10 protein-coding genes and 1 tRNA gene are annotated in these 12,120 nt (G+C 56.9%); 9 read left to right on the top strand and 2 right to left on the bottom strand.

The genetic code is table 11. From position 1 onward, the window contains the following. Positions 1-153: 153 nt before the first annotated feature. The 9 genes from HY751_06895 to HY751_06935 all read left to right on the top strand — a co-directional run bounded on the left by HY751_06895 (position 154) and on the right by HY751_06935 (position 9,728). The gene (locus HY751_06895) at positions 154-1,119 is read left to right on the top strand and encodes a hypothetical protein (protein MBI4666117.1); all 966 of its coding nucleotides are present in this window, start codon (positions 154-156) and stop codon (positions 1,117-1,119) included. A 211-nt stretch (positions 1,120-1,330) separates the two neighbouring features. Continuing rightward, a tRNA-Met gene (locus HY751_06900) sits at positions 1,331-1,407 on the top strand. Positions 1,408-1,955: 548 nt separating this feature from the next. After that, positions 1,956-2,993, top strand: a complete 1,038-nt coding sequence (locus tag HY751_06905; protein MBI4666118.1) for a multicopper oxidase domain-containing protein — start codon at positions 1,956-1,958, stop codon at positions 2,991-2,993. 14 nt (positions 2,994-3,007) lie between these two features. Then, positions 3,008-3,697: a c-type cytochrome gene (locus HY751_06910; GenBank protein MBI4666119.1), complete on the top strand. Its 690-nt coding sequence runs from the start codon at positions 3,008-3,010 to the stop codon at positions 3,695-3,697. Positions 3,698-3,723: 26 nt separating this feature from the next. Beyond that, positions 3,724-4,080 (top strand): cytochrome c, encoded by a 357-nt coding sequence (locus tag HY751_06915; GenBank protein ID MBI4666120.1) that lies wholly within the window; start codon positions 3,724-3,726, stop codon positions 4,078-4,080. A gap of 13 nt (positions 4,081-4,093) precedes the next feature. Beyond that, a complete protein-coding gene (locus tag HY751_06920) occupies positions 4,094-5,035 on the top strand; it encodes a multicopper oxidase domain-containing protein (protein MBI4666121.1) in 942 nt (313 codons plus the stop codon). A gap of 122 nt (positions 5,036-5,157) precedes the next feature. Beyond that, positions 5,158-5,421 (top strand): hypothetical protein, encoded by a 264-nt coding sequence (locus HY751_06925; protein ID MBI4666122.1) that lies wholly within the window; start codon positions 5,158-5,160, stop codon positions 5,419-5,421. Positions 5,422-5,453: 32 nt separating this feature from the next. Further along, a complete protein-coding gene (locus HY751_06930; protein MBI4666123.1) occupies positions 5,454-6,581 on the top strand; it encodes an efflux RND transporter periplasmic adaptor subunit in 1,128 nt (375 codons plus the stop codon). Positions 6,582-6,641: 60 nt separating this feature from the next. Further along, entirely contained in the window at positions 6,642-9,728 is a 3,087-nt protein-coding gene (locus tag HY751_06935) for an efflux RND transporter permease subunit (GenBank protein ID MBI4666124.1), read from the top strand. 370 nt (positions 9,729-10,098) lie between these two features. Here HY751_06935 and HY751_06940 read toward each other — a convergent pair whose 3' ends face one another. Both HY751_06940 and HY751_06945 read right to left on the bottom strand, forming a co-directional pair. Next, positions 10,099-11,382 carry a HAMP domain-containing histidine kinase gene (locus HY751_06940; GenBank protein ID MBI4666125.1) on the bottom strand — a complete coding sequence of 428 codons (1,284 nt, stop codon included), beginning with the start codon at positions 11,380-11,382 and terminating at the stop codon, positions 10,099-10,101. Between the two features lie 17 nt (positions 11,383-11,399). Continuing rightward, positions 11,400-12,116, bottom strand: coding sequence for a TIGR00730 family Rossman fold protein (locus tag HY751_06945; protein ID MBI4666126.1), 717 nt, complete (start codon positions 12,114-12,116; stop codon positions 11,400-11,402). Positions 12,117-12,120: the final 4 nt, after the last annotated feature.

The following is a 12,120-nucleotide window of genomic DNA, read 5'->3' on the forward strand; positions in this document are numbered from 1 at the left end:
ACACGCTGGGGCCGATTCTATAGGCCCGGCGCCATTAAGTCAACGGCGCGGGAATCCTCATCCCGCGCGGGATCCACCACCTGAAACTTTGCGGCCTTGCCCGCATGACGGCCCTGTGATAAGAATTTTGGTAAACAACCACGGTTTTTTCAAATGGCCACCTCCGGTAATAGCGGCGACAAAAAACCATTCGAAGTCCCGCCACCCAGTATAACCTTCGCGGGAATTATCGAATCCGCCCCGGATTTCGTTATCGCCTACATCCTGCTGGTGTTCTGGATTACCCCCATGGCGGTGTCGCCTCATCTGTCGCCTGTCCGGGTGGAGGCCATAATCACGCTGGAGTTTTTCGCCATCCTCTCCGGCTGGTTCATGAGTTTCGCATTCATGCTTTTCAATTCTCCGGTTCTTCGATATATCGTCACCGGAATGCTGGCTTACGTTTTTGTTATCGGATTCGGCTCGGATTTCGCGCGGTTGAGCGGCGAGGCGTGGCCCATCCTTTCATTGCTTGGGCTGATGATAAACAGGGCCACCGCCGCCCTGGCCACAAGGGAGGAGGCCCGGGGAGCGTTCCTGTTCGCCTGGTCGATCCTTCATTTTTTAATGATGATGGGCGCGTTCATGATACAGGCGCCGTTTCCAATCCCCGATTTGGGGCTGACACCGGAGGCGGTGAAGGAAATGGCGCTGGTAAATCCGCCGCTGACGGCCCATGCGGCCGAGAGCATGGCCCATCCGGATAAATACATGGCATGGACGTTCTTATATTTCGCCATATCCGGCGCCGTAACCCTGTTTTACCTTGGCGGATTGAAGGAGCGAGTAGAGACTCACATGGGCGATCCCGCCAGGAACGTCTCCACGGACGGGGAAAAGCTGTGGACTTTCGGCCAGCAACTGGCGGCGGTGGTGATATTGACGATAGCCTTGATCTGGATGTTCGATCCGTTAAGCCAGCCTCGAAAAGCATCCAGGTCCGAAGAGGCTCCATGGCGCGCAGAGGAAGCCTTAAAGCTTCATCAAGACAACCTGGAAAGGATCGGGAAGGAATCCGCCACACGTGAACGACGCGCCTTGGAAAAAGCCCAACGCAATAGACAGAGACTTGGTTATTAAAAACCGGCAGTGTCCCGGTTTGATAACATGGGATAGATTCTTCGCTTGCGCTCAGAGTGACAACATAAAAAACCTTTGATACATTCTTATCCTGAACATAGCGTAAGCGAAGTGGATGTCTGTCCATTAATCGGGATTAAAACCGGGACACTACCCTAAAATCGTTCTGTTGACAAAACCAGGTGTCATGATAAAGTAGTTAATTCGCTGGTGCGGGGTGGAGCAGTCCGGTAGCTCGTCGGGCTCATAACCCGAAGGTCAGAGGTTCAAATCCTCTCCCCGCTACCAAAAATCCAACCTCATCTTTTGAAACTCCCTAAAAGCTTTTCTAGGCCTCCCTTCCTCCATTTATCATCTCTTGTCTTGAACAACTCGCGAAGCTAAATATACTTGGCGCATTTTTCATTTCGCCGCCCTGTTTATGGAGGCAGTCTAAATCCGCGCCAATAAATTTTTTATCTGCCATCCGTTGTGGTTTGAACAATTACATGCACAGTCCGCATGGCGCAGAATACGCTGTATTTCTTTGTTTATTTAGACATTACCTTCCGTTGCTGATAGGAGCGCAAATCCATTTCCACACTGGAGGGTTGTCGCGTTTTTACTGCATCTAAACAGGCAGTAAATATACATCTTATTGACCAAAGTCATAGTTTGGATTCTCGTGACGGTGTTAATCTCGGGCCCTCGCGGCTGGTTTTAGTTGTACAAAAGCGTGAATCCCCAATCGGCATTTAAAAAGGCATTAGCGCTCACGCCGAAGTTTAAGGGGACGGCCGCGGTGATTCGGGCTGTTTTTCGCCGTGTTTGTCAATTCAAGAACAGGAGCATTTTCGATGAGAAATTTTCGCTTTGCGGCGGTATTGATCGCTCTTCTCACGGTAGCCTTGGTTCCCGGCGCAAGCCGCGCCGAGAAACGCGCCTTTGACATGACCATAGAGGATACGAAAATAACCCTGGTGGAACAGCAGGGGTTCCACACCTTTGCGTTCAATGGACAGGTGCCCGGCCCGCTTTTCCATCTGAAGGAGGGGGACGATGTGTCCGTGAACGTGCACAACCTCACAGCCCTTCCGCACACCATCCATTGGCACGGCTTGATCATGAAGAACAACTGGAAGAACGACGGCGTGCCGGGAGTGTCCCAGAACGCCATCGAGCCGGGTAAATCCTTCACGTACAAGTTCGTGGCGGAGCCGTCCGGCACCATGTGGTATCACTGCCACGTCAACGTTAACGAGCATGTGGTGATGCGCGGCATGTGGGGCCCCTTCATCATAGATCCCAAGAAGCCCACCGAGTTGGAGAAGAAAGTCACCAAGGATTACATCCTGATGCTTTCCGACTGGGATTCCAAATACGCCTTCAAGCCCGGCTATGGCGGCGTGCCGGGGGATGTATACGATTACTTCACCATCAACGGCCGGTCATTCCCCGACACTCAGCCCATCCGCGTTAAAAAAGGGGATGTCGTAAGGATACGCCTAGTGGGCGCCGGGGAATTCATACACGCAATCCATCCTCATGGACATACATTCAAGGTGGCTTTCAAGGATGGCAGGCCGTTGCCCGCGCCATATGAGGCCGACACCCTGATTGTAGGCCCCGGGGAGCGCTACGACATCATAATGGAAGCGAACAATCCCGGCCTCTTCCCTGTGCACGATCACGTGGATTCCCACACCCTCAACGGCGCAAAACCGATGGGCGGGCTCATGACAGTCATCGAGTATGAGGGAGTATCGGCCAGCGCCGACCCGGTCTATGCCTGGAAAGACAAGATCTTCACGCCGGACTTCTATTATGAGGAGTCGCTGAAAAAAGGGCATGGCATGTTCGGCAATTCCTCGATGAAAGGCCAGGCCATCCAGTGAAAACAGGGGGAATGATGGGATTCGCCAAAGTGGCGGCGATCGCCGCTACCACTGTCCTGCTAGGCGGTGTCGCCCATGCGGAAAGCGGCGAAGATATCCTCAAGAAGGACTGCTCGGGCTGTCACGCCCTTTCAAAGCCCGCCAGCTTCACAGTGGAGAGGGTCGTCAACCGAAAAGGGCCGGACCTTTATTACGCAGGGGACAAGTTCAACAAGCCGTGGCTTGTTAAATGGCTCCAGAATCCCGGGCGGATTCGCCCGGCCGGAGAATTCTATTTCAATCATGTGAAGGCCACGTCCGAAGTGGACACCGTGGATGAAAAGTCCATTCCGTCTCATCCCGGCATGGGGAATGCGGAGGCCGTGGCCGTGGCGGACGCGCTTTCCGCTCTTTCGGAGCCCGGGCTTGTTGAAAAGGGGGGCTTCCTCAACGAAGAAGTCAACATGACCCTGGCCGGAATGTTTTTCGGAAAGCTTAGGGGCTGTTCGGCCTGCCACATGGGCAAGCCCGGCGCCGGAGGCAAATCGGGCCCCGAGTTATACACCGCCGCCGACCGGCTTAAGCCGGATTACATATTGGCTTACATAAAGGACCCGCAGAAAATTGACCGCTATGTATGGATGCCAAAGCAGGAAATGAGCCCGGCGGACACGCAGAAGCTGGCGGGCTACATTCTCAGGCTTTCCGCCGGGGAGGCGAAATGACGCAGGGCAGAAAAGGGGTTTGGGGGATGTCCTGCGTAGCGGCTGTGTTCACCGCGGCCCTTGTGGCTCTGGCCTGGCCGGCTTCCGCGGCGACCAAGAGCGAAACGCTGTACAACGTCTATTGCGTCCAATGCCACGGGGTGACGCGCAACGGCAAAGGGATAAACAGCCCCGCCATGGCTATCCAGCCGAGGGATCACACCGACGCCAAGGGAATGAGCGATATCCCTGACAGTCAACTGTTCAAGGCTATCAAGGAAGGAGGGATGGCGGTGAATAAATCGTCACTCATGCCCGCATGGGGAGACGTGATGACAGACGAGGAAGTGAATGGGCTTGTCGCGTATCTGCGGCAGGTATGCAAATGTGGACCAACTAAATAAGGGGAGTATTTTAATGTCTTCGACCAAGTATCTAGGGGTTTTTCTGGGAGGGTTGATTGCGGCCTCCGTGGCGCTTTTCGCGCCGCAGGCTCAGGCCAAGGTGGTGAAAGTTACCTTCCACGCCACAGAAGTGGACTTGCCTATTGACAACAAGGGCACGCTGTACAAAACATGGACCTTCGACGGAAAGGTTCCAGGCCCGGTCGTCCGCGTGACCGAGGGGGACACTGTGGAGTTCACCCTGGTCAACGACAAGGCTAACAAGGTGTCCCACTCCATGGATTTCCACGCCGCCCGCACTAACGTGGTGACTGATTTCGCCTCCATAAAGCCCGGCGAATCCAAAAGCTACACTTTCACCGCTGATTACCCCGGCGTATTCTTCTATCATTGCGGATCCGACCCGATGATCCAGCATGTGGCCCGCGGCATGTTCGGCGTGATCATCGTCGATCCCAAGGACGCCAAGGCGTTGCCCAAGGCCGACAGGGAGTATGTGCTGGTACAGTCGGAACTGTACAACAACCCCGAGGACGTGAACACCATGATGCAGGGAAAGTGGAACAACGTGGTGTTCAACGGCGGCATATTTAAGTACGACCCCGTGCATGACCCCAACGCCACCAGGTTCCTGGCCGCCAAGCCCGGCGAAAGGGTTCGCATATATTTTGTTAACGCCGGTCCCAACGAGTTCTCCGCGTTCCACCCCATCGCCGGAATATGGGACAAGGTGTACGCCGGCGGCAACCCCAAAAACGTATCCACCGGCATGCAGACTTTCGTTGTCGGGCCGGGGGACGGCGCGATCTTCGACCTGATATCTCCGGTTGAGGGCGGCAACGCCATAGTCACCCACTCGCTTAAATCGGCTCTTACCGGCTCAATAGCGGTGGTGCTGTTTTCTAAGGACGCCGACCCGAAGGCCGGCAAGGGTGAGCAGATTTTGGTCCGCTAGCAATTCCCCGTTGTGGCGCGGCTCCGGCTTTAACAGGAGCCGCGCCGCTCATTTATTCGATATCTCTTTAGTGAGATAAACTTGGCGTTATGTACGGAATCAAAATGTCGGAGGATTTGAGTATGGCAAGCCAAACCGTAATGCGTGTTGTAATGATCGCTATGGCCGCCACCATGGTTGTTACCCACTTCGGGTCTCGCGCCCAGGCCGATGATGGTCACAAACACGCCGGAGCCACGGCCGTGGCAAAGAAAAAATATTATTGCACGATGGATCCGCAGGTCGTCTCGGACAAGCCGGGTAACTGCCCTGTTTGCGGCATGTATCTTGTGGAGATGAAAGAACCGGGGGCGCAAGAGGATAAAAAAAAAGTCCGGCCGCAGTAAGCTCCGTGGCCAGGAGCCTATGGGTATGCCCCATGCATCCGAACGTGAAGCAGGAGGGCAAGGGTAGTTGCCCCATTTGCGGGATGAACCTTGTTGAGAAGAAACCGGCGTCCGCTGGCAAGACGCCCGGCGCCACTGTGGACGCGGGCGCCCTTCAGCGCCTGGGGGTGAGGCTGGCCACGGCGCAGATGACCCGTCTTGAAAGAAAGATCAAGACCTACGGAATAGCCACCATGGACGAAACATCCATCGTCACGGTAAATCCTAAAGTGGACGGCTGGATAAAAAGGCTCAACGCCAACACCGTGGGCAAGAAAATAAGGTCAGGGGATGTACTTTACGAGATATATTCGCCGGACCTTGTCCAGCGCCAGCGTGAATATATCGAGTTGATGCTCCGGCGCGACCAGCTCTCCGAAAGCATGAAGGATAACATCACGGGTCAAAACGCCGAGGTGCTGGCAAGCCTGGCGCGGGAACGCTGGCGCGCCAGGGAAAAACTGCTCCTTGCGGATATGGATGAGGAGACGTTAAAGCGGATCGAAGAGAAAAAGCGCCCCGTGGAGTTCACTCCCGTCCGCGCCCGCCGGGGCGGGGTGGTTACCGCCGTCACGGCGCGGGAGGGCGCCTACGTCACCCCCATGAGCCCGATAGTCACAATCGTGGATCTGTCCAGCGTATGGGTGGAGGTGCTTCTTTATCGCGACCAGCTCGAATGGGCGCGGGACGGGGCCGAGGCCACGGCCAGCCTGCCCGGCTCTGGAAAGCCGGTGGCCCAGGGCAAGCTTAGGTTCGTAAATCCCCTGATGGATCCCGCAAGCCAAACCCTGCGCGCAAGGCTGGAAGTTAACGGCGCCGCAACCGGCTTTACGCCAGGGATGAATGTGGATGTGCGCATAACGGCCGAATCGCGAGTGGCGCTTTGCGTTCCCAGGCCGGCGGTGATCCGGGACGGGCGCGGAGCGCGGGTTATGGTATCGAGAGGTAATGGGCTGTTCGCGCCGGTGCAAGTCAGAACGGGGGCCACCGACGGGGAAAACATGGAGATACTGGAGGGCTTGGCCGACGGGGATAGAGTGGCCGTCAACGGCCAGTTTCTGCTGGACTCCGCCGCCTCAATGAACGAGGCCGCCGAGAGGATGGGGCATCCGCACAACTGAAGTATGCGGAAAAAGCGTCCTGTAGTTTTCCGCCGTTTTAACCTCCACCGGTAAAATACGATGATCGAAAAAGTAATAGCCTGGTCGCTGAGGAACAGGCCGCTGGTCCTTCTGGGATCGCTTCTGCTGGCGGCGTGGGGCTGGCATTCTTCCCGCCACATGGCGTTGGACGCCATACCTGACCTTTCCGACACACAGGTGATCGTCAAAACCAGCTTCCCCGGCCAAGCCCCCCAGATAGTGGAGGATCAGGTCACCTATCCCCTGGCCACCGCCCTGCTTTCGGCGCCAAGGTCGGTGGCGGTCCGGGGTTTTTCCATGTTCGGCGAGTCGAACATCTACATAATCTTCGAGGATGGCGTCGACCCCTATTGGGCCAGGGCAAGGGTGAGCGAATATCTTGGCCAGCTTGCCGGCAGGCTACCGGCCGGGGTGACGCCCTCCTTGGGGCCGGACGCCTCAGGCGTGGGATGGATACTGGAATACGCCATCGTGGACAGGAACGGCTCCCACAACCCCGATGAGCTTCGGGCCATCCAGGATTTTTATCTGAAGTTCGAGTTGCAAAGTCTTCCGGGGGTGGCGGAGGTGGCCACTGTTGGAGGCATGGCGCGGCAGTTCCAGGTTGAAATGGACCCGGACAGGATGACCGCCGCAGGGGTGACGTTGGAAAGCGTGGAAATGGCCATACGGAACGCCAACGTTTCAGGCGGCGGCTCTGTCACCGAAATGAGCGGGGCCGAATACATGATCCGCTCCCACGGCCACCTTAAAACATTGGATGATTTCGGGCTTATATCACTGGGCATAAGCGACTCCGGCTCCCCTATCCTTTTAAAGGACATAGCCAATATACAGACCGGCCCTGAAACGAGGCGTGGCGTGGCGGACCTTGACGGCGAGGGAGAGGCTACCGGAGGTATAGTGATAATGCGGCCTGGCCAGAACGCCCTGGATATCATCAGCCGTGTCAAGGCTCGGCTTGAGGAGTTGAAATCCGGCCTGCCGCCGGGGGTGGAGATCGTGATCACCTACGACCGCTCCGGCCTGATCAACAGGGCCATTGACAACCTCACCGGCAAACTGCTGGAAGAGTCACTGGCGGTGGCGGCCGTGTGCCTGCTGTTTCTTTTCCATCTGCGCTCGTCTCTCGTGGCGGTGGTTACCCTTCCCCTGGGAATTCTTGCCGCCATCGGCGTGATGCGCCAGCAAGGGGCCCCGGCGGACATCATGTCCCTCGGCGGGATAGCCATCGCCATCGGCGCCATGGTGGACGCCGCAGTGGTGATGATAGAGAACATGCACAAGAGCATGGAGAAGGCCGCGCCCGGAGAGGACCGATGGGAGATAGTTTACAGAAGCTCGGTTGAAGTGGGGCCAGCGCTTTTTTTCTCCCTGCTCGTGATAACGGTTTCCTTCCTGCCCGTGTTCACGCTTACGGGCCAGGAGGGAAAGCTGTTCACTCCGCTGGCTTTCACCAAGACTTACGCCATGGCCGCCAGCGCCGCGCTGGCGATAACGCTCACGCCGGTCCTTATGGGCTATTTTGTCCGGGGCAGGATAGCGCCTGAGTCCGCCAATCCTCTAAACCGCTTTTTCCAGGCGCTGTACAGGCCAGCTTTGCTTACGTCCCTGAGGCATAAGGGGCGCACCATGGCGCTGGCAATGGCGCTCACCATATCGGCCTTGTGGCCGGCGGCCAGACTCGGTAGCGAGTTTATGCCTTCGTTGTACGAAGGGGATCTGCTCTACATGCCCACAACCCTTCCGGGCGTGTCGGTGGACGAGGCGGCCAGGATCACACAAATCACCGACAGGATCATCAAGACCATGCCGGAGGTGGAGCGGGTGTTCGGCAAGGCGGGCAGGGCGGAAACCGCCACGGATCCCGCGCCTCTTTCCATGCTGGAAACCACCATACTCTTAAAGCCCCAGAGCCAATGGCCCGCGGGCGAAAGCATAGACGACCTTGTGCGCAAGCTGGACGCGGCCGTTTCCCTCCCCGGCCTTATAAACTCCTGGGGATATCCCATTCGCACGAGGATTGACATGCTCTCCACGGGGATTAAGACTCCCCTGGGGGTGAAAATAACCGGGCCGGACTCCCAAGGAGTGGCGGATTTGGCCAGCGAGATCGAAATGGTCATCAAGAATGTGAGGGGAACGCGGAACGTGTTCGCCGACCGCGCCGCCAGCGGCAGGTACATAGACGTGGTTATGGACCGGGCCGAGTCGGCCAGATACGGTGTCAGCGCCGCGGACATTAAGAGGCTTATGGAAAACGCCATAGGCGGGGAGACCATAGGCTATGTGATAGACGGGCGGCAACGGTTCTCCATCGCCATGAGGGTTCCGCGCTCGTTCCGCGAATCCCCGGAGGCAATAGGCGCCACGCGCATCTCTACGCCGATGGGAGCGCAGATCCCTCTGAGCCACGTGGCCAGGGTTGAAATCTCCAACGGCCCGTCAGAGATCAAAAGCGAGAACGGCAGGCTGGCGGGCTATGTGTACATAGACATGGCGGGAAGGGATTTGGGCGGTTACGCCGGGGAGGCCAGGCTGGCCGTGACCTCGAAGATAAAACTCAAGCCCGGTTACGCTATCACGTGGTCAGGCCAATACGAGAGCATGGAGCGGGCGCGGGAGCGGCTCTATCTGGCGGTCCCTCTGACGCTGGCGCTGGTGTTCATCCTCCTTTACATGTATTTCCGAAGCGCCGGGAAGGTGGCGCTTGTGCTGTTAAGTCTTCCCTTCGCGCTGTCCGGCGGGCTGTGGCTGGTGTACCTGCTGGGATACAACCTTTCCGTGGCAGTGGCAGTGGGCTTTATCGCGCTGGCGGGGGTTGCGGCGGAGTTCGGCGTGGTGATGATTCTTTATATAGACAACGCGTTCAGGGAAGGAAGCGGTGGCGATGTAACTTCGGCGGTGATCCAGGGTGCGCTGGCCAGGATACGGCCCAAGATGATGACCGTTACGGTGATAGTGGCAGGCCTTCTTCCCGTAATGTTCTCGAGCGGGGCAGGGTCCGACGTGATGAAGCGGGTGGCGGCTCCGCTGGTGGGGGGCATGCTCACCGCGCCGCTACTGTCGTTGTTCGTCATTCCTGCGCTCTACGCCATATTCATCCGGGGAAAGGGCGATAAGTAGCGTGAAGGGGCCGGCTTGAGAGCCCCAAACTCGCCACTGGCGGCTTCCCGTGGAGCGGTGACACAGGAATACTGTTCATACTTTCAACTCTTGCCCTTATCACCTTCTCTTCCGGTGGGGTGATAAATCCCTCCGCAGGCTATGGCGGAGTTTGGCTTGCGCGGAATGATCTCTTGTTTCCCGGCCATTGGAGATTCTTAGGAGGGTGAGAACCACAGACGGCCCGGGAAAATTCCTTACAAAGAACAACATGGAAACCAGTACCGGAACCCAAGCCATGAACCAGCGCCTTCCCCGCGACGATGAGCATGGTTAGAGTATCTTTGCCCGGATGCTAAATGCCGTCTGACCATTTTGCGGGCGGTAAATGTCACGCATGCCCCTCCTGGCCGTTTCCAATCTTGTACGGCAACCCGTTTTTGACGCCATTCTTCACGCCGTTTTTCTGTCCGTTCACCGTTTGGGCGCCAGATGAGCCGTTTATGGGCAACGTTACGGTAAATGCGCTTCCCTTCCCCTGTTCGCTTGATGACAATGTAACATCGCCTCCGTGGACGTTGGCTATCATCTTGGCCAGCGCCAGGCCGTGCCCCATGCCGCTGTATTTTCTCGCCAGGTTCTCCTCTATCTGCCGGAACCTGTCGAATATCCATTCCTTAACATGGTCTGGGATGCCGATCCCCTCGTCAATCACGTCCACAATCACAAACCCGGCCGGGTTATCAACCCTGGCCCTTACGATGATTCTCGATCCTGGTGGGGAGAACTTCATGGCGTTAGCCACCAGATGGAAGAAGAGAACTTCCAGTTTCTGATGATCCCCTACTATCTTCGGCTCCGGTTCCGGCAGAACCACATCCCACTTCCGGTTGTGTTCCGGAAACTCCATCTGCGCCTTCTTAACAGCCTCGCTGATGAGGTCGTTAAGCCAAACGTAGTGGCTATACAATTTTGCGTTACCGGTGGCCAGTTTGGACATAAGCAGTATCTCCTCCACCATCCTCAATAGTGAGGAGCCGGCTTTCTGAATGAGTCCAGCCAGTTCCGGGGCTTTTTCCGCCGGAGCGGTGCCGTTGGCGATAAGCCTGGAAAAACCCAGAACCACCGTCAGCGGCGTGCGAAGCTCGTGGCTTATGTTGCTGAGGAACTGCTCTTTTAACCTGGCCGAGGCTTCCGACCGCGCCTTTTCCTCCTTTAACTGGTCAATCGCGCTCTCCAGTTCCCGCATCTGTTCCTGAATCTTGCTGGCGGTCAGGTCCTGGTAAAGTTCCGCGAAATGGTTTTTCGCGTAATTGACAGCTTCGAAAACAAGGTTGAGCATCTTCGGTTGGTCGGAATGGGGGGCCAGGCTGAATATCCTTTGCGCCGCAACGCCCCGGAAAACCTCCAGCCCGTATTGCACCGCGCTAAGCGGAAAACCGTGAGCCAGCCGTTTGGCGGCTATGAATCCGATGAAATCGTCCAGATGGGCGCGGTCGCCGTCTCTGATGAAACGCAGGTAGCCGTTGAAGGCGGAGGATACGGTGCCTAGAAGCTCGTCGTGGCTCCTGTCGGCGTACACCTGGTGCTTCCTGACATGCGCTATCCACTCGCCGATTATGCTTTCTTTCCCGCTGGAAAGGATGTGGCCTATATTTTCCCTGGCTTTTTGCATCCCATATTGGCGTTACTTCATGCCCCCCTGCTTTCCACTATCCAGCGCGCTTTAGTAGAATCCAATATGGAGCGCTGGCATACCCTCACAACCTCCTCAAGGTCGTCTGTGATGGTAAGCGCGTCCATGTCCTCCTGCTTTATGTAACGGCGGTCCATGGGGCTGTTCCTGAGCCAGTCCAGCAGACCTTGCCAGAAATCCCGCCCCACCAGGATAACCGGAAAAGGAAGCGTCCGCTTGGTGCGGATGAGGGTTAGCGCCTCGAACAGCTCGTCCAATGTGCCGAACCCGCCGGGAAAAATGACGAAGGCCTGGGAATATTTCACCAGCATCACCTTCCGCACAAAGAAATGGCGCACCTTTATTTTGGGGTCGGTATAAGGGTTGCCCTCCTGCTCCAAAGGCAGGTCTATCTCCACACCGATGGACTTGCCGCCACTCTCCATGGCGCCCTTGTTGGCTCCTTCCATGATGCCCGGCCCGCCGCCGGTTATCACGGCTATGCCAGCCTCGGAAAGCTTCTTTCCCAACTGGTCGGCCATCGTGTAATAAACGTCGTCCTCCGCGGCTTTGGCCGAGCCGAACACCGACACCATGGGCTCCTGGCGGGAGAGCAGGTCGAACCCCTCCACAAACTCGGACATGATGCGGAAGAGACGCCACGAGTCCCCAACCTTCATCTCGTCGAGGACGTACTGGTAATTCCGGACGAAATCGTCTCTATCTTTCATCATATCC

The sequence above is a fragment of the Nitrospinota bacterium genome, from assembly GCA_016208975.1.
GTDB lineage: Bacteria > Nitrospinota_A > UBA7883 > UBA7883 > JACRLM01 > JACQXA01.

Coding starts and splice junctions, on each gene's coding strand:
- HY751_06895 (MBI4666117.1), top strand. CDS start 154: ATGGCCACCTCCGGTAATAGCGGCGACAAAAAACCATTCGAAGTCCCG.
- HY751_06905 (MBI4666118.1), top strand. CDS start 1,956: ATGAGAAATTTTCGCTTTGCGGCGGTATTGATCGCTCTTCTCACGGTA.
- HY751_06910 (MBI4666119.1), top strand. CDS start 3,008: ATGGGATTCGCCAAAGTGGCGGCGATCGCCGCTACCACTGTCCTGCTA.
- HY751_06915 (MBI4666120.1), top strand. CDS start 3,724: ATGTCCTGCGTAGCGGCTGTGTTCACCGCGGCCCTTGTGGCTCTGGCC.
- HY751_06920 (MBI4666121.1), top strand. CDS start 4,094: ATGTCTTCGACCAAGTATCTAGGGGTTTTTCTGGGAGGGTTGATTGCG.
- HY751_06925 (MBI4666122.1), top strand. CDS start 5,158: ATGGCAAGCCAAACCGTAATGCGTGTTGTAATGATCGCTATGGCCGCC.
- HY751_06930 (MBI4666123.1), top strand. CDS start 5,454: ATGCATCCGAACGTGAAGCAGGAGGGCAAGGGTAGTTGCCCCATTTGC.
- HY751_06935 (MBI4666124.1), top strand. CDS start 6,642: ATGATCGAAAAAGTAATAGCCTGGTCGCTGAGGAACAGGCCGCTGGTC.
- HY751_06940 (MBI4666125.1), bottom strand. CDS start 11,382: ATGCAAAAAGCCAGGGAAAATATAGGCCACATCCTTTCCAGCGGGAAA.
- HY751_06945 (MBI4666126.1), bottom strand. CDS start 12,116: ATGATGAAAGATAGAGACGATTTCGTCCGGAATTACCAGTACGTCCTC.